This is a genomic window from Pantoea sp. S62, assembly GCF_016658625.1.
GTDB lineage: Bacteria > Pseudomonadota > Gammaproteobacteria > Enterobacterales > Enterobacteriaceae > Pantoea > Pantoea vagans.
Window position 1 is genome coordinate 123,988 of the sequence record NZ_JACVVI010000009.1, and the last position, 22,044, is coordinate 146,031.

General features: G+C 53.4%; 16 protein-coding genes. 15 read left to right on the forward strand and 1 reads right to left on the reverse strand.

What is annotated here, in order from left to right:
* The first annotated feature begins 145 nt into the window (after positions 1-145).
* The 3 genes from udk (at position 146) to asmA (ending at position 3,286) form a co-directional block, all read left to right on the forward strand.
* Positions 146-787 (forward strand): uridine kinase, encoded by a 642-nt coding sequence (udk, locus tag IBT54_RS14450; RefSeq protein WP_013358471.1) that lies wholly within the window; start codon positions 146-148, stop codon positions 785-787.
* 81 nt (positions 788-868) lie between these two features.
* Entirely contained in the window at positions 869-1,450 is a 582-nt protein-coding gene (gene dcd / locus IBT54_RS14455) for a dCTP deaminase (protein WP_013358470.1), read from the forward strand.
* A gap of 12 nt (positions 1,451-1,462) precedes the next feature.
* The gene (gene asmA / locus IBT54_RS14460) at positions 1,463-3,286 is read left to right on the forward strand and encodes an outer membrane assembly protein AsmA (protein WP_201252351.1); all 1,824 of its coding nucleotides are present in this window, start codon (positions 1,463-1,465) and stop codon (positions 3,284-3,286) included.
* A gap of 30 nt (positions 3,287-3,316) precedes the next feature.
* On the opposite strand, the gene IBT54_RS14465 is transcribed toward asmA, so the two are convergent.
* Positions 3,317-4,888: a TerC family protein gene (locus IBT54_RS14465; RefSeq protein WP_013358468.1), complete on the reverse strand. Its 1,572-nt coding sequence runs from the start codon at positions 4,886-4,888 to the stop codon at positions 3,317-3,319.
* Positions 4,889-5,679: 791 nt separating this feature from the next.
* Between IBT54_RS14465 and wbaP the strand changes: the two genes are divergently transcribed.
* From wbaP to IBT54_RS14525, 12 genes are all read left to right on the forward strand, one after another.
* Positions 5,680-7,113 carry an undecaprenyl-phosphate galactose phosphotransferase WbaP gene (gene wbaP / locus IBT54_RS14470; RefSeq protein ID WP_013358467.1) on the forward strand — a complete coding sequence of 478 codons (1,434 nt, stop codon included), beginning with the start codon at positions 5,680-5,682 and terminating at the stop codon, positions 7,111-7,113.
* 294 nt (positions 7,114-7,407) lie between these two features.
* A complete protein-coding gene (locus IBT54_RS14475; RefSeq protein WP_013358466.1) occupies positions 7,408-8,547 on the forward strand; it encodes a polysaccharide export protein in 1,140 nt (379 codons plus the stop codon).
* A 9-nt stretch (positions 8,548-8,556) separates the two neighbouring features.
* Positions 8,557-8,991, forward strand: a complete 435-nt coding sequence (locus IBT54_RS14480) for a protein-tyrosine-phosphatase (RefSeq protein WP_013358465.1) — start codon at positions 8,557-8,559, stop codon at positions 8,989-8,991.
* Positions 8,992-9,003: 12 nt separating this feature from the next.
* Positions 9,004-11,181 (forward strand): tyrosine-protein kinase Wzc, encoded by a 2,178-nt coding sequence (wzc, locus tag IBT54_RS14485; protein WP_013358464.1) that lies wholly within the window; start codon positions 9,004-9,006, stop codon positions 11,179-11,181.
* Positions 11,182-11,450: 269 nt separating this feature from the next.
* The gene (locus IBT54_RS14490; RefSeq protein ID WP_013358463.1) at positions 11,451-12,587 is read left to right on the forward strand and encodes an EpsG family protein; all 1,137 of its coding nucleotides are present in this window, start codon (positions 11,451-11,453) and stop codon (positions 12,585-12,587) included.
* Between the two features lie 128 nt (positions 12,588-12,715).
* Positions 12,716-13,633 carry a glycosyltransferase gene (locus IBT54_RS14495; RefSeq protein WP_033784642.1) on the forward strand — a complete coding sequence of 306 codons (918 nt, stop codon included), beginning with the start codon at positions 12,716-12,718 and terminating at the stop codon, positions 13,631-13,633.
* A gap of 69 nt (positions 13,634-13,702) precedes the next feature.
* Positions 13,703-14,455, forward strand: coding sequence for a glycosyltransferase family 2 protein (locus tag IBT54_RS14500; protein ID WP_013358461.1), 753 nt, complete (start codon positions 13,703-13,705; stop codon positions 14,453-14,455).
* A 46-nt stretch (positions 14,456-14,501) separates the two neighbouring features.
* Positions 14,502-15,536, forward strand: coding sequence for a glycosyltransferase (locus tag IBT54_RS14505; protein ID WP_201252352.1), 1,035 nt, complete (start codon positions 14,502-14,504; stop codon positions 15,534-15,536).
* 82 nt (positions 15,537-15,618) lie between these two features.
* On the forward strand, positions 15,619-17,835 hold the full coding sequence (locus IBT54_RS14510) for a phage tailspike protein (protein ID WP_201252353.1): 2,217 nt from the start codon (positions 15,619-15,621) through the stop codon (positions 17,833-17,835).
* 159 nt (positions 17,836-17,994) lie between these two features.
* Entirely contained in the window at positions 17,995-19,257 is a 1,263-nt protein-coding gene (wcaK, locus tag IBT54_RS14515) for a colanic acid biosynthesis pyruvyl transferase WcaK (protein WP_095706907.1), read from the forward strand.
* A 4-nt stretch (positions 19,258-19,261) separates the two neighbouring features.
* Complete coding sequence (locus IBT54_RS14520) at positions 19,262-20,485, forward strand: glycosyltransferase (RefSeq protein WP_013358457.1); 1,224 nt, start codon at positions 19,262-19,264, stop codon at positions 20,483-20,485.
* Positions 20,482-21,822, forward strand: coding sequence for a lipopolysaccharide biosynthesis protein (locus IBT54_RS14525; RefSeq protein WP_201252354.1), 1,341 nt, complete (start codon positions 20,482-20,484; stop codon positions 21,820-21,822). Before IBT54_RS14520 ends, IBT54_RS14525 begins: the two co-directional genes overlap by 4 nt.
* The last annotated feature ends 222 nt before the right edge of the window (positions 21,823-22,044 follow it).

Consider the following 22,044-nt stretch of genomic DNA (forward strand, 5'->3'; position numbering starts at 1 on the left):
GAAAAGTCGCCGACGCCATTTTTGTGGCATCAAAAGGCCGAAATCCCTATACTTAGCGCGAACACACCCTCTCCATTTCGGCCCGTCCGCTGCCCGCGTAATGTGTGACCAGTGGCAGGCTCCAGTTATCAGGTCCTAAAATAGTATGACTGACAAGTCTCATCAGTGCGTGATTGTAGGCATTGCCGGCGCTTCCGCATCCGGTAAAAGTTTAATTGCCAGCACGCTCTATCGTGAAATCCGTGATCAGGTAGGTGACGAGCACATCGGGGTGATCCCGGAAGATGCTTATTACAAAGATCAAAGTCACCTCACCATGGAAGAGAGGGTTAAAACCAATTATGACCATCCGAGTGCGATGGATCATGATTTGCTGTTGCAGCATCTGCAGGCGGTGAAAGCCGGCCAGGATATTGAGCTGCCGGTTTACAGCTATGTTGAACACACCCGCACCCAGCAAACGCATCACCTGAAGGCCAAAAAGGTCATTATTCTTGAAGGCATTCTGCTGTTGACTGACGCCCGTCTGCGCCAGGAACTCAACTTCTCTATCTTCGTGGACACGCCGCTCGACATCTGTCTGATGCGCCGCATGAAACGTGACGTCAACGAGCGTGGCCGTTCAATGGATTCGGTAATGAGTCAGTATCAGAAGACCGTGCGTCCGATGTTCCTGCAGTTTATCGAGCCATCAAAACAGTACGCCGATATTATTGTGCCGCGCGGCGGAAAAAACCGTATCGCCATCGATATCCTTAAGGCGAAAATCAACCAGTTTTTTGAATAACGCACGTCCGTCCGGACGTGGTGCAGTCCGGCGGCAGGCACGCATGCCGGTTTGCTACACTTATGTTATGGAGTTACCGCAATGAGATTATGCGATCGCGATATCGAAGCCTGGCTGGACACTGGCAAACTGGCTATTGAGCCACGCCCGCCGGTCGAGCGCATTAATGGTGCCACTGTCGATGTGCGTCTGGGTAATCAGTTCCGTACTTTCAGCGGTCATACCGCGGCTTTTATCGACCTGAGCGGCCCGAAACAGGAAGTGAGTGCGGCACTGGACCGTGTGATGAGCGATGAGATCGTGCTGCCTGATGGCGAAGCCTTTTTCCTCCATCCGGGTGAACTGGCGCTGGCGGTGACGCTGGAGTCTGTAACACTGCCTGACGATCTGGTGGGCTGGCTGGATGGCCGCTCCTCGCTGGCGCGCCTCGGGCTGATGGTTCATGTGACGGCTCACCGCATTGATCCAGGCTGGCAGGGTCGTATCGTGCTGGAATTCTACAATTCAGGTAAACTGCCGCTGGCGCTGCGTCCCGGCATGTTAATTGGCGCGCTAAGTTTTGAACCGCTTTCAGGTCCGGCTGCACGTCCCTATAACCGGCGTGAAGATGCAAAATATCGCGGTCAGCAAGGCGCTGATGCCAGCCGTATCGATAAAGACTGATTTGAGGATGTAATGAAAAGAGTGATAACCACGCTGGCCATCCTGTTAGTGGTGGTCGTAACGGGAATGAGCGCGCTGGTGCTGCTGGTCAATCCCAACGACTTTCGTACCTATATGGTGCAACAGGTCGAACAACGCAGTGGTTATCGCCTTGAAGTCAGCAGCGATCTGCGCTGGCACGTCTGGCCACAGCTCAGTATCCTGGCAGGCCGGATGAGTCTCACCGCGCCGGGTGCCAGCCAGCCGCTGGTCTCGGCAGAAAACATGCGGCTTGATGTCGATCTCTTGCCACTCTTATCCCACCAGCTCAGCGTCAGTCAGGTGCTGCTGAAAAATGCGATCGTGCGTGTCACGCCGGAGAGCAACGCGCAGCGTGCTAAAAATGCGCCTCAGGGTCCGCGCGATGCGGAGCCAGCCCCGGCGTCCAGCGGCTGGTCATTTGATATTGCAAAGCTGCGGGTAGCCGACAGTCTGCTTATCTGGCAGCAGCCGGGCGGTGACGAATATAATTTCCGCGACCTCAACATCAATATGGATCAGGACGCGAACAAGCTGGCGACCCTGTCGCTGAGCACCAGCCTGATGCGCAATCAGCGCAACGCGACTCTGAATCTCAAAGGCCAGCTCGATGCCGCGCAATATCCCCACCGTCTCAGCGGCCAGCTGCAGCAGCTTGATTACACGCTTTCCGGTGCCGATATCCCGGTTCAGGGAATTAAAGGCTCACTGAGCCTGCAGGGTGAATGGAATGGCGACCGCCAGCAGTTCTCGTTCAGCAATCTGCAGCTCACCGCCAACGACAGTACGCTGACCGGGCAGGGCAGCGGACAGACTATTCCGCCACAGCAGCTGGCGCTGGATCTGAAAGCCAGCACGCTGAATCTGGATAATTTACTCACCAGCACGCCGGTCTCTGAAACGCCTGGCGTGCAGCATGCCACTGTGGCCCGTTCGCCGGTGATTGCGGCTCCACGGGAGCGCAGCAACGCCGACTCTCCGCTCAATGAACTGAACCTGGCGCTGAAATTACAGGCGGATAGTGTGGTATGGCGCGGCCTCTCCCTGACCAGCCTTGCGGTAAACGCCAGCAATCAGCAGGGACTGATGACGCTGAACACGCTCAGCGGCAAACTGGGCAATGGCAGCTTCTCGGTTCCCGGCAGCATCGATATTCGTCAGCCGGAAACACAGGTCAGCCTGAAACCTCAACTCCGGTTGATTGCCATTCAGCCACTGCTTAAAGCGTTTGAACTGCCGGAAAGCCTGCAGGGAAATCTGAGTCTCGACGGCGAGCTGTCGGGCAATACGCTGACGGTTGAGGCGGCGAAGCGCAGCTGGCAGGGCAGGGCAACGATCAGCGCCAGCAACCTGAAGCTGGCACAGCTCAATCTGCAGCAGATGGTGCAGCGTGCCGTGGCGCGGGTCAGCGACAAGGTCAGCAGCCAGGACGCCGTCGATGAAGGCATTGAGTCGATCAGTGGTCAGGTCGCGCTGAATAAAGGTGTACTCAGCTTCAGCGATATTAATGGCAACGGTCAGAATCTGGGCCTGCAGGGCGCGGGTAAAGTCGACATGGTGCAGCAGCAGCTGGACGTCACGCTGGGACTGAAAATCAGCGGCTGGCACGGCGATGATGCGCTGGTGAAGACACTCTCCAGTCAGCCGGTTCCGCTGCGTATGTATGGTGACTGGAACAGCCTGCAATATTCCCTGCCGGTGGATGCCGTGCTGCGTGACCGTCTCCAGAGTGAAGCGAAGTCCCGGCTGAATCAGTGGATCGATCGTCAGAAAGAGGGCGAGAATAAAGAGAACCTGAAGAAAATCATGCGCCCGTAGCGGGCGCATGCTGTCAAAGCGGGTGACGGGTTAAACCTCGTAATCGCTATCAGGCTGCAGCAGAATTTCGACTTTCTGAACCCGATGATTTTCCACCTGCAGGGTTCTCAGCCGGTAATCACCCAGCTGCAACACTTCTCCTTCCTGAGGGATATGCTGCAGCTTATCCATCAGTAAACCTGCCAGCGTATGATAGTCACGCTGCTCGTCCAGCGGCAGTTTCACATAGAGCGCCAGATCTTCCAGCGGCATATGGCCGTTAGCAATCCAGTGCCCCTCTCCCTGAATCTGAATATCGTAGCGGGCATCAATCTCTCCCGCCTCATTCGGCAGATTGCCCGCAATGGTTTCCATCACATCGCTCAGGGTCACCACGCCCTCCACTGAACCAAACTCATCCACCACAAAAGCAAAGTGAGTATGGGCCTGCCGGAACTGTTCCAGCGCCTGCAGCAGCGTCAGACGTTCAGGAAAGACCAGCGGCTGCCGAATCAGGGCGCGCAGATCGAGCGAATTATGGTGCAGCGACTGGTGCAGCAGATCGATAACGTGCACTACGCCCAGCGGTTCGCTGGAGTTGTCCGTTATCAGGATGCGCGTGTGCTGATTGCGGTCGAGGCGTGACATGATCTCTGCCGGATCGTCACTGAGGTCGATATGGTCGACGTCATGGCGCGAGGTCATGATGCTGTTGACGTGGCGCTGGCCCATGCCCAGCACCCGGGCAATCATCACCCGTTCCTGGCGGTTGAACAGCATGCTGGCATCGCTGTCAGCAATCAGGGACGAGGTTTTCGCATCCAGTTCCGCCGGTTCCGCTGCACCCCGCAGCATGCGTAACACCGCTTCCGCCGTGCGCTGGCGCAGCGGGCGACCCGCTGACAGCACACGCCGACGATTGAAGTGAGCCAGCTGGTTCAGTGCCTCAATGATGACCGAGAAACCGATAGCCGCATAGAGATAGCCTTTAGGAATGACAAAGCCAAAGCCTTCCGCCACCAGGCTGAAGCCAATCATCAGCAGGAAGCTTAAACAGAGGATGACAATCGTAGGGTGGTTATTCACAAAGCGGGTCAGTGGCTTGCTGGCAAGCAGCATCAGCAGAATGGCGATGGTGACCGCAATCATCATGACCGGCAATTCATTCACCATGCCGACGGCGGTAATCACTGCATCCAGCGAGAAGATGGCATCCAGCACCACGATTTGCGCCACCACCGGCCAGAATTTAGCGCCGCCTTTTTGTTGACCGGCATCTTCATCATGGCCTTCAAGGCGCGCATTCAACTCTGTTGTGGCTTTAAATAGCAGGAAAATCCCGCCTGACAGCAGCAGTAAGTCGCGCGCACTGAAGGGGTGGCCCCCCAGCGTAACCCAGGGTTCTTTCAGCGTAACCAGCCAGGAAAGCGAAGCCAGCAGCAATAAGCGGCACACTAACGCCAGCAGTAGTCCAATGACGCGCGCGCGGTCGCGAAGGGGGCCGGGAAGCTTCTCAACCAGGATGGCAATGAAGATCAGATTATCGATGCCTAAAACCAGTTCCAGAACGATTAGCGTTACTAATCCCGCCCATAGCGAGGGATCTGCAATAACCTCCAGCATGCCTTGTTCACCTGAATGTCTTGAATTGGGTTTTCTCTGATGATAGTGGAGTGCGAAGCCGCGTACAAATGGCAGGGCAGGGGGGTGATAACCGGCATAGCCCGATATATTGTGCAAAATCTGAACATAACAGTGTGACGCTTTGATTAAATTCGCAGGGTTCAGGGGAGACTATTCTGAGTCATTTTGTCACGGCAAAGCGATATTCACCTGCCGGGCTTATGCGATTTATCTTACCGCGAGTATGGCATTAATCCGAATTGTACAGAAAGGATTGCACTGCCTGTCAGGCATCAATACTAATTGCTGGTAGTCTTTTTCCTAAAATAGTCCAGGGATGGCGGGACCTGCTTGTAAACAAGCCAGTAATAACTAGTATAGCAACAAGTTAGCAAACTCTGCCCCAGAGTCGTAATTTGCGTACCGATTCTACATTAATCGCAATGTAAGGAATCAGTAATTCATCAATGAACACTTGTATGATGCGTTACGGTTACCTGTTACGGGGAGCAATATGAATGATGACAGCGATATTGGCAGCGACAGCCAAGGGCGGTAGCGTGCCTGAATCGCGTTTTTCGTTGATAAAATGAGCAATGCTGGCGGTGATTAAAGTCAGAGTAATCTGTTGGTATTCATCACAATATTATTGGTGTCATGGTTAAGATCACTGGCGTAAACGCCGCAGGAGCTCCCCTTAGAAACGGCTCAGTCTGGAAAGGTTTTATCGCTTAACGATTAAACGGGCGATAGCCGTTGCGGGTTTAAGGAAATAAAATAAAGAGTTAAATATGCGCGATACAGAATTTACGTTTAAAAGTCTTATTACCAAATTAATGCTGGCATGTTCAGATTTAATTTGTTTCAACGCAGCGTTATTTGTGGCGATGATGCTAATTAATGTTCAGTCAGGTTCGCCGCTGGCAGATATTTCTGAAAAAGAAATGAATTTAAAAATTGCCACACACATTTGTCTGTCGGTAATTTGTATTGGCTGGTTCTGGGTAAGGCTGCGTCACTACACATACCGCAAACCTTTCTGGTTCGAATTAAAAGAAGTTTTTCGTACCATTCTTATATTTTCTGTTATCGACCTGTCGATTACCGCACTGTCGCAGTGGCAGATGTCGCGTTTCGTCTGGTTACTGACCTGGGTACTGGCGCTGATTTTAATTCCGACCTGCCGCGCGCTGGCTAAACGTCTGCTGAATAAAAATGGCTTGTGGAAAAAACAGACCATTATTATCGGCAGCAGCAAAAATGCGCACGAAGCCTGGCAGGCGCTGCAAAGCGAAGAGGTTATGGGTTTTGACGTCATCGCCTTCTATGACGTTGACGGAACCTGTCCGCAGGAGATCATGAACGGTGTTCCGGTTCTGCGCGACGAGCAGGCGCTCTGGAGCCTGACTAACAGCGAAACCCAGTTTATCGTGGCAGTAGAATATGAGCAGAGCCAGTATCGTGATGTGTGGCTGAAATCGCTGGCGATGCACAACTGCCGTTCAGTCTCTGTCATCCCGACGCTGCGTGGTGTACCGCTTTACGGTACTGATATGGCCTATATCTTCAGCCACGAAGTGATGATCCTGCGGGTTCAGAATAACCTGGCAAAACGCACCTCGCGTTTCCTGAAGCGAGCCTTTGATATCGTCGGTGCGCTGTCGATTATTCTGATGCTGATGCCGGCGCTGCTGGTGCTGGGCTTCCTGGTTGGCCGTGATGGCGGACCACCGATTTATGGTCACGAACGTGTCGGCATGAATGGCCGTAAATTCAAATGTCTGAAATTCCGTTCGATGGTGATTAATTCAAAAGAAGTGCTGGAAGAAGTGCTTCGTACCGATCCGATTGCGCGTGCGGAATGGGATAAAGATTTCAAACTCAAAAATGATCCACGTATTACTAAAGTGGGCCACTTCATCCGTAAAACAAGCCTCGATGAGTTACCTCAGCTCTGGAACGTGGTGCGCGGTGATATGAGTCTGGTCGGGCCTCGTCCGGTCATTGAAGATGAACTCTGTCGTTATGCTGGTGATGTTGATTATTACCTGATGGCTAAACCAGGCATGACGGGATTGTGGCAGGTCAGCGGTCGTAATGATGTTGACTATGAAACCCGCGTCTATTTCGACTCGTGGTACGTGAAAAACTGGTCACTGTGGAATGACATCGCCATTCTGTTTAAAACAGTGGGCGTGGTGTTGAAACGCGACGGTGCCTATTAATCGTGAGTCGGAATGAGCGTGCTCACGCGCGCTCCGAGGTGTTGTGCCGTTGTCAGGCGTGTCGTTAATAGCGGCCATCATCAGGGATATCGCCGTGCATCTATAGTCCGCTATGATGCAAGGCGTTTCGGGTACACCCTGGTTGATGGCCACTACTTATAACAAGTGGAGCAAGGATAATGAACGACAGGTTCAGAGCTTAAGGCTTAAGTCAGCCAGGATTTACTTTTTGTTGGACGCTTACACAGCGGCGGTTTCGCCTCTATCAATAAATAACTGATAGCGAAGATCTAAATGATTACAATCAAAATGAAATTGATACCTTTGCTGGTATCCGCCACATTCCTTGTCGGGTGTACAGTCGAACCCGGTTCTCGTCTTTCTACATCAGGAAAAGATGTTATTGAGCAACAGGATAGCAACTTTGACATCGATAAATATGTCAACGTCTTCCCGTTAACGCCTTCACTGGTTGAGAAAATGCGTCCTAAGCCTCTGGTGGCTCAGGCGAACCCTTCACTGCAGAACGAAATTCAGAACTACGAATACCGTATCGGTGTGGGCGATGTCCTGACCGTGACGGTCTGGGATCACCCGGAACTGACGACCCCTGCGGGTCAGTACCGTAGCGCCAGCGACACCGGTAACTGGGTGCATTCTGACGGCACTATCTTCTATCCCTACATTGGCCGTGTGCGTGTAGCGGGCCGTACTGTTGGCGAAGTGCGTAACGAAGTGGCACGCCGCCTGGCACAGTACATTGAAAGCCCACAGGTTGATGTGAGCATCGCCTCGTTCAAATCACAGAAAACCTATGTCACCGGTTCGGTAACGACCTCAGGTCAGCAGCCAATCACTAACGTGCCATTGACGATTCTGGACGCAATTAACGCCGCTGGCGGCCTGGCCGCTGATGCTGACTGGCGTAACGTCGTGCTGACGCACAACGGTCGTGAACAGCGCGTCTCGCTACAGGCACTGATGCAGAATGGCGACCTGAGCCAGAACCACCTCCTCTATCCGGGCGATATCCTTTACGTTCCGCGTAACGATGATCTGAAAATCTTCGTGATGGGTGAAGTGAAGCAGCAGGCGACCCTGAAAATGGACCGTAGCGGCATGACGCTGGCGGAAGCCTTGGGCAACGCGGCCGGGATGGATCAAACCACCTCTGACGCCACCGGCGTCTTCGTTATCCGTCCACTGCGCGGCACCGATCGCAATAAGATTGCCAACATCTATCAGTTGAACACCAAAGATGCGGCATCCATGGTGATGGGAACCGAATTCCAGCTTCAGCCATATGACATTGTCTATGTCACCTCAACGCCGCTGACGCGCTGGAACCGTGTGATCTCGCAATTACTACCAACCATTGCGGGTATCAACGATGTGAGCGAGAGCGCACTGCGTATCCGCAACTGGTCGAACTAAGGTCTGACCATGATTACGTCCGTGTTAGTCGTTTGCGTTGGCAACATCTGCCGCTCTCCGACCGGAGAGCGCCTGTTTAAACGTGCGCTGCCCGATTTAGATGTTCGCTCTGCCGGCCTGGGGGCCCTTGTCGGCCACCCGGCCGACAAAATGGCATCTTCCGTTGCCGAAGCGCAGGGTCTGTCGCTGGAAGGCCATCAGGCACAGCAGTTGACGGCCGAAATGTGCCGCAACACTGACCTGATTCTGGTCATGGAGAAGCGGCATATTGAACAGGTGAATCGCATCGACCCCGCCGCACGTGGCAAAACCATGTTGCTTGGGCACTGGCTCAATCAGAAAGAAATTGCGGATCCGTACCGAAAAAGCCGTGAGGCCTTTGAAGAGATTTACGGATTACTGGAAAACGCTACCCAGAAATGGGTCAACGTATTAAGCCGATAGTTGGGATTATCCATGAATATAAAAAATAAGGTCAGAACCGCGCCGGGAGAGGAGTCGAATGGATGGGATCTGGCGCATCTTGTGGGACAGCTAATTGACCATCGCTGGATCATTGTTGCCGTTACCGCATTTTTCATGCTGGCGGGAACACTCTACACACTGTTTGCAACACCGATTTATAGCGCTGATGCGTTAGTTCAGGTTGAGCAGAAGAATGCCAGCACCGTTCTGAACGAAATCGACAGCATTCTGCCACCGACGCCTGCCTCTGATACGGAAATCGAGATTCTGGAATCCCGTATGGTCATCGGCAAAACCGTTGACGATCTGGGTCTGGATACCGTGGTTGAGCAGAACTACTTCCCGGTTATCGGCAAGGGTCTGTCGCGCCTGATGGGCAACAAACCGGCCAGTATCGCGATTTCGCGTCTGGAAATCCCACGCACTATCGACAAACGTAACGTTGAACTGGAAGTGACCGGTCCGGATAGCTACACCGTCTCGAAAGATGGCGATGAGCTGTTCAAAGGTAAAGTCGGCCAGCTGGAGTCGCACGGCGACATCAGCATGCTGGTGAGCGAGATTCACGCCGATGAAGGCACCAGCTTCACCGTGACCAAGCTGAATGACCTGCAGGCGATCCGTTCTGTGCTCTCTAACCTGACCGTGGCAGACAAAGGTAAAGATACCGGCGTGCTGGGTCTGGAATATCTGGGTGAAGATCCGGAGCAGATCAGCAAAGTGCTGAACCAGATCGTGAACAACTATCTGTTACAGAACGTTGAACGCAAGTCAGAGCAGGCCGAGAAAAGCCTGGAGTTCTTACGCACTCAGCTGCCTGCCGTTCGCAGCAAGCTGGATGAAGCGGAAAACAAGCTGAACACCTTCCGTCGTCAGAACGAATCTGTTGACCTGTCACTGGAAGCGAAATCTGCCCTGGACTCCTCTGTCAGCGTGCAGAGTCAGCTGAACGAACTGACCTTCCGTGAAGCAGAAGTCTCTCAGCTGTTCACCAAAGATCACCCGACTTACCGCGCGCTGCTGGAAAAACGCAAAACGCTGGAAGGTGAGCAGGCTCAGCTGAACAAGAAAATTTCTGGTATGCCACAGACTCAGCAGGAAATCCTGCGTCTGACCCGTGACGTTCAGTCTGGTCAGGAGATCTACATGCAGCTGCTGAATCGTCAGCAGGAACTGGGCATCAGTAAAGCCAGCACCGTAGGTGATGTCCGCATCATCGACAATGCGCAGACGGCTAACGCGCCGGTAGCACCGAAGAAGATGCTGATCATTGCCGCAAGCCTGATTCTGGGTCTGTTCGTGTCAGTGGGTCTGGTTCTGCTGAAAGCACTGCTGCATCACGGCATCGAGAACCCGGATCAGCTGGAAGAGCTGGGTATGAATGTCTATGCCAGCGTTCCCCTGTCTGACTGGCAGCGTAAGAAAGATACCGAAGCACTGGCGCGTCGTGGCAGCAAGGTGAAAACCGATCCGCACGAAACGCTGCTGGCGCTGGGTAACCCGACTGACCTCTCCATCGAAGCGATCCGTAGCCTGCGTACCAGCCTGCACTTCGCCATGATGGAAGCTAAAAACAACATCCTGATGATCACCGGTGCCAGCCCGGGTATTGGTAAAACCTTTATCTGTGCCAACCTGGCCACCCTGATTGCCAAAGCAGGCCAGCGTGTCCTGTTCATCGATGGTGACATGCGTCGTGGTTATACCCACGAACTGCTGGGCGCGGATAACAAATCTGGCCTGTCCAACGTGCTGTCCGGTAAAACCGAATTCAGCCCGGCGTTGATTCAGCAGGGCGTGTACGGTTTCGATTTCCTGCCACGTGGTCAGGTTCCGCCGAACCCGTCTGAGCTGCTGATGCATCGTCGCATGGGTGAGCTGCTGGATTGGGCGAGCAAGAACTACGACCTGGTGTTAATCGATACGCCGCCAATCCTGGCCGTCACCGATGCGTCAATTATCGGTAAGCTGGCCGGCACCTCACTGATGGTGGCGCGTTTCGAAGCCAACACCACCAAAGAAGTGGACGTCAGCTTCAAACGCTTTGCCCAGAACGGTATTGAGATTAAAGGTGTGATCCTCAACGCTGTGGTGCGCAAAGCCGCGAATGCCTACGGTTATGGCTATGACTACTACGCCTATGACTACGGTAAGACCAACAAAAGCTGATCATTGAGTAACAACGAGGGGGCGGTCTGACCGCCCCTTTTTATCGTCCCTTTGAATGACGACACGCATCAATTTACACAGGTTATTCTGTCCAAACCCACAAAAGCGATACCTCTATAAATCGCATGGCGAGCGTCACTCAACAGAATTCATGACCAGCAGGGTATCGCCTGCACGCATCGCCGCTGTCAGGCTCGCTGAAAAGCCAGCCGGGAAGCGAAGCGTCATTATTGCTGGCATGAGAACTTGTGGAATTAAGGAATCACACCATGGCTCCCTATTGGTATGTATCAGGCTTTTTGCTGCTGCTTTCGCTGTTTGAAATAGCGCTGAAAAAAGACGAACGCACAAATCATATTTTGACCTGGCTGCTCTGTTTTGCTGCCGTTTTGCTGATTATCTTCGGGGGAATACGCGGTCTCGGCACCGGCATGGATGATTTTCAGTACCGGAGCTTCTTTGAGGACTTTGTAAGACGCATTGAAATTAACGGCTTCTTTAAAACCGTTGCGTTTTTCCGTTACGAACCGCTGATTTTTGCGATGGCCTGGCTCACCAGTCTGGTTTCGCACAATGCCAGCATCTTCCTGTTTGTTTTCTGTGCCACGGCTGTTTCCATCAATACCTGGTTTTTCAGGAAGATGTCACCCTATCCGGTGCTGGCACTGGTGCTCTATTCGGCCCACATCTTTATCAACAAAGACATTAACCAGATTCGCTTTGGCCTCAGTTCGGCGCTGTTCCTGGGCGTCCTGTGGTCGATCTATCTCAAGCGCTACTGGTGGGCGTTTACTTTCTTCATTCTGTCGTTCACGAGTCACAACACCGGTGTCATGGTCGTCACGCTGATACCGTTCCTGTTTATTCGTGACTGGCGCTGGTGGCCGGTCATTATCATCGTTGCCAGTCTGCCGCTGTCCGTGGTGGGCGGTTCCAGCTTCATTGCTCTGATTGCCGGTCATCTGGGGTCGCTGGGGGAGAGGGCATCGGGCTATAACAATGACCCGTCCTATGCCATGGGTGGCAGCATCCTGGCCGTGTCGAACCTGAAGAACATTATGCTGGTGTTCGTCTTCTTCTACTTCATGCTGACCGACGAGCTGAAGCGCGAAAACTACGCCCAGTATCGCCTTAACTACCTGCTTATTCTGAGCTTTGCTATCGGCGGTGCGATCAGGATCTTCCTGTACAACTTCCCGTCAGGTTCACGCCTGTCCAACTATCTGCAACAGGTCGAGCCGATCATCCTGACCTCGCTGATTTACCAGGCCAGACGATCGTGGAAGCCCGCGCTTTACGCCATGCTGGTCTTCTTCCTGCTCTATTACCTTTACTACAACACCATTTCGACCAAGCAGGCGGTTACCGGCTATGAAGTGGCGCGTGAGTTTTGGCTGGTCCACTAATTAACCCATCGATCGCCCCTGCGTGAAGAGATTCACACAGGGGCGATCGACGGTAAGCACACCGGTTTTTTGTCGACCCTTGTCGATTGAACGGATTATTTTTGAACTATTTTAATGAGGTGCTGGCAATGAAGGACATTCGTTTCTCCATCGTAATTCCGGCTTATAACGCGTCAGAATCGATTGTCACGACGCTGGATTGCGTTAAAGCACAAACGTATCGCAATTTTGAAGTCATCATCGTGGATGATAAATCTGCGGATGCCGCCGCGCTGGCGGAGGTGGTTCGCAGCGACCGCTACCAGGATCTCGACATCAATCTGGTGCTCTCTGAGGTTAAGCTCAACGGGGCCGGTGCGCGTAACAAAGGCATTGAGCTGGCGACCGGTGACTATGTCAGCTTCCTTGACGCCGATGATGAGTGGGCGGCAGATAAACTGCAGCAGGTGAGTGAAAAAATTACTCAGCTGGAAGCCCAGGGCAAACAGAACTTCGTCATTTTCAGCCAGGTGAACATTTATCAGGACGGCACGTTCCTGAAAGTGATGCCAATGCAGCCACCGGGCAAAAATGAAACCGTCGCCGAGTATCTGTTCGGCTGCTACGGCTTTATCCAGACCAGCACCATTGTGCTGAAGCGCGAAGATGCGGCGAAGATTCAGTTCGATACCCGTTACATCCGTCATCAGGATTATGATTTTTGTATTCGTGCCGACCGCATGGGCTATGACTTTGTGATGATCGCCGCACCGCTGGCGAACTACCACCTGGTCACTAAGTTTGGCTCAAAACATAAAGGCGAATCGGTGAACTACTCGATGTTCTGGCTCGATAGCATGAAGCCGCATCTTACCCCGCGTGATATCCACACCTACAAAGCCTTTAAGCTGCCGCTGCGCTACAAAATGGATGGCAAGTCGCTGATGGCAAGCCTGAGCTTTGCGCGCTACTTCTTCCTCACCAACAAAGACAACCGTGCTTATTTTATGAACCGGGTTAAAGACAAGGTCAAAGCACGTTTCGGCGGTGAGAAAGCACTCTCCTGACGCGCGCCGCGCCTCGTTCTGCTCCTGACGCCAGGAGCACCTCTCTTTTCGTTTAATTCAGGGTTGAAGATGAATACTTCTGTTGGAACCGTTGGCATTGTCATGCCTATGTATAATGCACGTCAGACGGTATTACGCGCTGTGCAATCGGTTATCAATCAGCACTATACCGACTGGCACCTCTATCTGGTCAACGATAAGTCCACGGATGACTCGCTGGAATTTGTGCGTGAGCATTGTCAGGATCCGCGCATTACCATTCTGGATAATGCGGTCAATATGGGCGCAGCAGAGACCCGCAACGTCGGACTGCGCGCGGCGACTGAAGAGATTATCGCTTTTCTCGACAGCGACGATGAGTGGCATGCCGATAAGCTGAGCCAGCAGGTTGCGGCCATCGCGGCCGGTGATGATTTTGTGATTACCGAGTATCACTATAAAACCCGCAAAGCCGAGCACGACATTACCTACAGCAAACCGTACCTGCAGCAGGAAAACTTTGTGAAGAAGCAGTATCGCGTCTGCTTTTCTTCCGTCTGTTTCCGCCGTCCACCGCAAGGGCTTTTCTTCCAGCGCAAGGGCCACGAAGATTTCCTGTTTTTGTATGAATTATTCACCCGCTATAAGCAGGCACGCGTAATTCAGACGATTCTGGTCAACTATTACGAATTAGGCGATTCCCTTTCACGTAATAAGAACAAAGCTGCCCAGTGGCACCTTGAATTATTAAGAATTATCTATAAAAACAATCCTTTAAAAATCTATTACTATTACGCCTGGTATATGGTGAATGGTGTGCTGTTTACCCTTAAGCATCGTTAAGCCTGTCGGCAGGATTGTCTTTAAAATTTGAGGTGGATAGCGTTTCATGAAAAAAATTGTCCTGGTGATCAAAGATGCTTATTCGTATGCGGGCACCGAGAACATCTGTAACTTTATGTCAGAGTGTCTTGGCGAAACGCATGACGTCACCATCTACTCGCTGGAAGGCAGCGGTAAAACCTTTTATCCGTTTGAGCATGTCAGAGAGATCGTCAGCTTCGAAGGGCAGAGCAACCCGATTAAAAGCGCGGTTGCCCGCATCAACGAAGAGGGTTTCGATACCGTCTTTCTGATCAGCATGGGTCGCCTGAGCGTGATGTTCGCCTTCTGGAATCTGCTGGCCATGAAGAAGAAGCGGGGCAAAGCCTACGCCTGCGAACATATCGCCATTAACTCCTTCAGCAAACCAATCAAGTTCCTCAAGTTTCTGCTGCTGCGCTACTACGACCGCGTGATTGTTCTGACCGAAAAAGATCATCAGGTGTTCAGCCGCTGGCGCATTCCCAGCAAGTCAATCCCCAACCCGGTGGTATACAAAGGCTATCAGCGTCAGACCCGTCATCGTCAGGCGCTGGCGGTGGGCCGTCTGGATAACCAGAAGGGCTTTGATCTGCTGCTGGATATCTGGCGCGACTTCGCCCGTACTCATGCCGACTGGACGCTGGTGATTGCCGGTGACGGCGAACTGCGTCAGCAGCTGCATGATCAGGCGGCCGTGCTGGGCATTAACGACAGCGTCAAGTTTGTCGGCAAGGTCAGCAATATCAATGACTACTATCGCGACAGCGACATGGCGCTGATGACGTCGCGCTACGAGGGCTTGCCACTGGTGCTGCTGGAAGCAAAATCCTGGTCACTGCCGGTGGTGGCGTATGACTGCCCGACCGGGCCACAGGAGATCATTAACCACGGTGAAGATGGGTTCCTGGTGCCGATGAATGACAAAGCCACGTTTCTGGCCCGAATGGAGCAGCTTGCCAGCGATGACGCGCTGTTCTATGCCATGAGCGAAAAAACGAAACAAACCGCGCTGAAATTCGACGGTAACCAGATTAAGCAAAGCTGGCTGTCATTGGTTTAACCGGAGCTGGAAAAGCTCACTTGCGACGTGCCTCAGGGACACCGCCATGGCCAATGGCCTTATTGACTACGGGAATTGATGCATGAAAAGAAGAGAAGTTTTACAGACCGCCGCCTCCGCTCTGGTGGGGGCTCTCTCCGTGAGCACCTTTTCCAGCTACGCTGCAAAAAGTAACGGCATTGCCCTGAAGCCGGTTGATGCGGCGGCTATCCCTAAAGGCGACGTGCCTATCCTGACGCCTGAGAATGTCTACGCCATGCCTCCGCAGTTCTGGCAGGGCTTTGAGGGCAAACTCTGGATTGGTAAAGCGGGTGTGGATGCCAGCAAACCGGGTAACCAAATTCCGGTCTTCCTGCGTGATGCCAGCGGTAAAGTGTCTGAGATTGCTCAGCCTATCACGCTGAACAAGGGCAGCTTTGCCCAGTTTATTCAGGACAACGCTGCACTGATTGCCGATCCTTCGCATTCGATGACGGTCGAGGACAACAACGGTCAGACCCTGTTTAACATCGCCGATGTCAGCCGTCCGGGCGCCGCCGATTTCAGTCAGCGTCTGGCACAGCCGGCGGGTTATCAGCTGATTGGTGAGATCCCGTCCGTGGCGGAGTTACGCAAAACCCGCCCGCTGTTTGAAGGGGCCAAGGTTAAGCTGAAAAGCTGGCATGAAGGGCGGGAAGTAGGCGGCGGCGAGTTTGTCGGCAGCTTCCAGACCGTTCCGAATGATGGCGGCGTAAATTTTGCCGGTGAGGGTTTCTCCTGGCGTCGCGTTGTCGATGATTTTAACCGCCTGACGCTGTTTGATTTCGGTGCGATTGCCGATGGTCAGACCGATACGGCACCCGCCATTATGGCGATGTTCAACTGGTCGCAGCAGGCTAACCAGCAGATCTGCGTCCAGTTCCCGGCCGGTACCTTTATGGTTTCCGCCTGTAACCTGGGCGACAAGTATCTCAACTTCTTCCGCATGTCCGGTGCGATGGTGAACTTCGGCTACTTCCCGGCGACCACGATCGTCTCGGATGGTAAGTCAGCGTTCGTCTTTGAGATGAACGCCCGTCGTGTCGAGCTTTCCAACCTGAATTTCAACGGCAACAGTGATAAGAGTCCGAACCAGCAGGGCTTTTTCCATAACAATTGTCCTGGCGGACAATATTTCCGGGGTGCCTGCCTGCGCTTTAACGCCGTTGGCGGCACGGCCATCAGCCTGCAGGATACCCTCGATTGTAAAATCGACCAGTGGTACGCCTCACGCTGCAGCGGCGATGTGATTAAATCGGGCTGGTCAGGTCAGAAGCAGGGCAAATGGGACCACAGTACCGCGATTGAGCTGTCAAACTTCAATGCGCAGTACTGCCGTGGCGGCAAAGTGCTTAACCTGCCGCGCTGCGGCCAGTCAATTATCCATAATGGCTGGATTGAACACTGTGATAATCCGGGCGACCTCTCTAACGGTCAGTGGATCGTTGATGCACTGAGCCTGGAGGATTGTAAGAATCCGCTGATCGCGCACAACACCCGTCTGAATATGCGTCAGACCAGCCTGCAGTCGGGCAGCTGGATCGACAACTCCATGCAGGGCGACCGTCTGCTCAGCATCTGGGAGATGGGATCGACCCGCGTCGAGTCCTATGGTGTCGCGCTGGATGGCAGCCTGAAGTACAACTACATCACCTCGCGCTGGCGCTTAGAGAACAACACAAATCAGGAGACCTGGTTTGATCTCGGCAGCCTTTACTCACCGACGGTGGGTGATTCTTGGGAGATCGAAATCTTTGGTCAGTCGCAGTTCAGTAACGGCAGTGGTGACAAGCCACTGATGAACCTGATTGGTGACAAGACCACCGGCGGTCGCGCAGTGATCCACGTACAGCGTAAGAAAGACCTGTCGGAAGCGAGCTGGTCGGCCGAAGGCAGCAGCCCGATTGTGGATGTGCGCTATGTGGCCGAGCATGACACCGATGTCCATCTCTACGTCAAACTGGCGGGCTGGACGCCGTCAGCTGCTGTGCTGGTGAAAACTACCGGTAAAGATCGCTTTGTGACCGGTCGCTGTGCGCGGGTCAATGCGGTCATGGAGAAGGGCAATCCACCGTCAGGCGACGCGGCCAAACGCGCGCCGCAGCGTTTCAGCCTGCATAACGGCAAAGCGGGCGTGGGGGCCAACGAACAGGGCGATCTGCTGATGGCTTCCCGTCCGCTCTCCGCCGATCAGGTCGATACCAGTAAGCCGGAAGGCTTTGTTTCCGTGGTGATCAACGGTAAACAGGTTGCGCTGCCTTACTTCGCGATTAAGTCTTAACCCCTTGTTTCAGGGCCGCCACAATGGAGGCGGCCGGTTTAACAGGAGCAGTACCTTTGGGTGCGTTATCCCGTAAAGCATTACTTTAAACAGAGTTCATTTTGCCCATTTCGGATCTGGGCGGCTTACAGAATTAAAAAAAATTCATTCGGAGTTGTTATGAAAATTTTATTGGTGGGTAACCATACGTGTGGGAATCGCGGGGATGGCGCGATTCTTCGTGGACTGATCGATTCGATGAAGTCTGCACGCAGTGATTTAGACATTGATGTTATTAGCCGTTATCCAACCAGCTCCGGTTATCTGCTCCAGCAGGATATTCAGCAGGATGCGCTGTATCTGCACAACAGCAAATCAGGTAAAGGTCTGGTCGGTTCGTTTAAGCGTAAAGTGGCGAACCGTCTGATGCCCGATATCATGATGGCACATCTGGGCAAGGGCGGGATCTTTAAGTCATTCTCTGTGCCGCCGCACCTGCAGGCCTTTACCGAAAGCCTGGCAAAGTATGATGCGATTATTCAGGTTGGCGGATCCTTCTTCGTCGATCTCTATGGCGTGACTCAGTTTGACCATGCGCTCTGTGCGCTGATGGCGAAAAAGCCGATCTACCTGATCGGCCACTCAGTGGGACCTTTCCAGAACCCGCGTGTCAATGCGCTGGCGAATTTTGTCTTTGATCGGGTCGACAGCCTGGTACTGCGTGAATCAGTCAGCCTTGATCTGATGAAGCGCGACGGCGTGACCAGCTCTAAAGTGGCGTCCGGTGTGGATACTGCATTCCTGGTACGTGCGCGTGAAGTCGAAAATCCGAGCCACAACCTGCGCTACTGGCAGGGCATTATCGATGGCCGTAAAACCATCGCGATCACCGTGCGTGAACTGGCACCGTTTGATAAACGTCTGGGCGTGACGCAGAAAGAGTATGAAGCCGCCTTTGGCCGGGTAATCAATGCGATGATTGCTGAAGGCTATCAGGTTGTGGCGTTCTCCACCTGTACCGGCATCGACAGCTATGCCAAAGATGACCGCATGGTGGCGCTGACGCTGCGTGACCACGTGGCGCAGCCTGAACATTACCATGTCATCATGGACGAGTTTAACGACCTGGAACTGGGCATCCTGCTGAGTCACTGCCATCTGACCATCGGTACCCGCCTGCACTCGGCGATTATCTCCATGAACTTTGGCACCCCGGCTGTGGCGATCAACTACGAACACAAGTCGATGGGTGTGATGAACCAGCTTGGTCTGCCGCAGATGGCAACCGATGTAAAAAGCCTGATGGACGGCTCGCTGATCGACAAGGTGAAAACCGTTCTTGCCGACTACGACAACATCAAGCTTAAGGTCGACACGGCCGTTGCGAATGAAAGGGAAATTGGCAACCGGATCACTGAAGAGATTCTCAAAGTATTAGGGTAATGTGATGAAACTGACTTTTTTCACCATGCGTTTCCCGGTTGCCTCTGAGACATTCGTACTAAATCAGGTGACCCATTTTATTGATGCCGGTTACGAGGTGGAGATTATTTCAGTCTTTCCCGGCGATTTAGTGAACCGACATGCGGCGTTTGATGAGTATGGTCTGGCGGCGAAGACCCACTATCTGCTGCCGGAAGAGAAGATCTCAATTGTCGATAAGCTCAACCAGCGTATCAAGCTGGTGCTGCCAAAAGTGACGAAGCCGTCGCTGCTGCGTTCGCTGAATGTGCGCCGTTATGGCGCGCAGTCCAGCAAACTGCTGCTGCCGTCGATTGTGGCGAATGCTAAGCAGACCTTTACCGCAGATGTGTTTCTGGTGCATTTCGGCTATGCCGGTGCACTGGCAAACAAGCTGCGTGAACTGGGTGTGCTTAAGGGTAAACAGGCGACCGTGTTTCATGGCGCTGATATTTCCCGTCGTCACATTCTGGAAGAGCACAAACTCGACTACGTGAATCTGTTCCGCCAGAGTGAGCTGATGCTGCCTATCAGCCATCTGTGGGAGAACAAGCTGATTGAAATGGGCTGCCCGCCGGAGAAAATTCACGTGACGCGTATGGGCATTGAGCCGGAGAAGTTTAACTTCCAGCCGCGCCAGGCGTTCCATACGCCGCTGCGTATCGTTTCGGTAGCGCGTCTGACTGAGAAAAAAGGCCTCGATGTGGCGGTGAAAGCCAGCGCCATCCTGAAGCAGCGTGGCGGTCAGTTTCAGTACACCATTATCGGCAACGGCGATCAGGATGAGATGATGCGTGATTTCATCGCCCGCGAGGGGATGGAAGATTGTGTCAGCATGCCGGGCTTTAAGCCGCAGGAGGAGATCCGTCGTGCGCTGAGCGAGGCTGACATCTTCCTGCTGCCGTCCAAAACTGCCGCAGATGGCGATATGGAAGGGATCCCGGTCGCCCTGATGGAGGCGATGGCGGTCGGCCTGCCGGTGGTCTCTACATTCCACAGCGGCATTCCGGAGCTGATTGAGAATAATGTTTCTGGCTGGCTGGTGGAAGAGGACGATCCTGAAGCACTGGCGGAGACGCTGCTGAAACTGTCTCAGGGTGAAGTGGATGTGGCGCCGGTCGTCGCAGCCGCACGTCACAAAGTTGAGACTGAATTTAATCAGCATATCGCCTATGGCGAACTGGCACAGATTCTGGAGCGACTGGTGTGAGTGGATTTAAGTCACAGGCGATTTGGCTGTTTGGCAGTACCTGCTTTTCCGCGGTGCTGCAGGTTGCACAGCTGAGCTTTCTTGCCCGCAAACTGGAAACCCACGAGCTGGGGCTGTTAGCCATCATCAATGCCATCCTGGCGGTGGCGGGTGTGCTGCAGGATATGGGGATGAGCAGTTATCTGGTGCATCGCCAGAACATTACCCGTCGTGAGCAGAGCACCATCTACTGGGTGAACGTCTCTCTCAGCCTGTGTACCGGGTTGATCATGTTGCTGATCGCCTTCCCGGTCTCCTGGTTCTATCACCTGCCGGAGCTGACCGGGCTGATCATGCTGACCAGCCTGAACTTCCTGGTGCTGGGTCATCTGTCGCAGTATCAGGCGCACTACATCAAAACCAAGCGGATGGTCTCGCTGGCGAAGATTGAAATGGGTACCAAGCTGTTTGCCTTCCTCTGTGTGGTCGCGATGCTGGAGTTCACGTCGCTGACGGTGGCGGCAGCGATTCTGGGTCTGTTCATCAACGCTTTTACCCGCATCCTCTGCATGATTGCGCTGGGTGAGAAGTCATGGCGTCCGACCTGGGAGTTCGACAAAGCGACCTTCTTCGGGGCAATTCGGTATGGCAGCTATCAGCTCGGTTCGCAGACCATTAACCAGCTGCGTACCCAGGCCGATGCGCTGGTGGTCGGTAAAGTCATGGGCGCAGAGATGCTGGGCGTTTACTCACTGGCGAAAGAGCTGGTGCTGCAACCGCTGAAGCTGGTCACGCCGGTGATTAACCGTCTGGCACTGCCGCGCTTTGCTGAGAAACAGCACGATGCCGAGCAACTGAAAAAGCTGTTCCTGAAAGGTACGCTGGGGATCATGCTGTTCAGCAGCGCCATGTATCTGGCTATTGGTATCTTCTCGCCGGTTATCGTGCGTGTGCTTTATGGCGCGTCACATGAGCAGGTCTATCACCTGATCCCGCTGATGCTGCTGTTTGGCATGCTGCGGCCAATGGGCGGACTGACCGGGGCGATTTCGCAGGCCAACGGACGCACTAACGTGGAGTTCTACTGGAACATCGTGGCGAGTATTGTGGTTCTGGCGGTGCTGGCGACCACCTTTATCTGGCCAAACGTGCTCTACGTCGCACTGACGCTTTCTATCTCGCAGATCCTGATCTCGGCACTGGCGCATCCGTTCTTCATCAGGCCGGTGATTGGCATTCGGTTTATCCCGTATGCCCGGCAGTGGGTGGCAGTTTCGGTGGTATTTGTTGGCGTGATGATGCTGGTAAATCACTTTGATCTGTTCGTGATGCCAGAGTGGTTTGAAGGCTGGCTGTAATCACCACACAGATATATCAACGGGCGGCCTCAGGGTCGCCCGTTTTCATTTATGGCTGGTCTCAGCCCTGCAACGAAGAGTGCTTCAGATCACAGTGGCAATATTCGATTACCGATTGTCTTTGTTCAGTTTATGGTGTCGCTGGCAATGGGCAAAAGGCCGAATTTCCAAGTTATGACAGAGAGTTACTGTCCGCTTTTCAGATAAAGATTATACTTGCTC

Bases quoted from the DNA above. Each gene is read 5' to 3' on its own strand.
- asmA (WP_201252351.1), top strand. From the start codon at position 1,463: ATGAAAAGAGTGATAACCACGCTGGCCATCCTGTTAGTGGTGGTCGTA.
- wbaP (WP_013358467.1), top strand. From the start codon at position 5,680: ATGCGCGATACAGAATTTACGTTTAAAAGTCTTATTACCAAATTAATG.
- IBT54_RS14505 (WP_201252352.1), top strand. From the start codon at position 14,502: ATGAAAAAAATTGTCCTGGTGATCAAAGATGCTTATTCGTATGCGGGC.
- IBT54_RS14490 (WP_013358463.1), top strand. From the start codon at position 11,451: ATGGCTCCCTATTGGTATGTATCAGGCTTTTTGCTGCTGCTTTCGCTG.
- IBT54_RS14500 (WP_013358461.1), top strand. From the start codon at position 13,703: ATGAATACTTCTGTTGGAACCGTTGGCATTGTCATGCCTATGTATAAT.
- IBT54_RS14465 (WP_013358468.1), bottom strand. From the start codon at position 4,888: ATGCTGGAGGTTATTGCAGATCCCTCGCTATGGGCGGGATTAGTAACG.
- IBT54_RS14510 (WP_201252353.1), top strand. From the start codon at position 15,619: ATGAAAAGAAGAGAAGTTTTACAGACCGCCGCCTCCGCTCTGGTGGGG.
- IBT54_RS14520 (WP_013358457.1), top strand. From the start codon at position 19,262: ATGAAACTGACTTTTTTCACCATGCGTTTCCCGGTTGCCTCTGAGACA.
- IBT54_RS14495 (WP_033784642.1), top strand. From the start codon at position 12,716: ATGAAGGACATTCGTTTCTCCATCGTAATTCCGGCTTATAACGCGTCA.
- IBT54_RS14475 (WP_013358466.1), top strand. From the start codon at position 7,408: ATGATTACAATCAAAATGAAATTGATACCTTTGCTGGTATCCGCCACA.
- wzc (WP_013358464.1), top strand. From the start codon at position 9,004: ATGAATATAAAAAATAAGGTCAGAACCGCGCCGGGAGAGGAGTCGAAT.
- IBT54_RS14480 (WP_013358465.1), top strand. From the start codon at position 8,557: ATGATTACGTCCGTGTTAGTCGTTTGCGTTGGCAACATCTGCCGCTCT.
- wcaK (WP_095706907.1), top strand. From the start codon at position 17,995: ATGAAAATTTTATTGGTGGGTAACCATACGTGTGGGAATCGCGGGGAT.
- dcd (WP_013358470.1), top strand. From the start codon at position 869: ATGAGATTATGCGATCGCGATATCGAAGCCTGGCTGGACACTGGCAAA.
- udk (WP_013358471.1), top strand. From the start codon at position 146: ATGACTGACAAGTCTCATCAGTGCGTGATTGTAGGCATTGCCGGCGCT.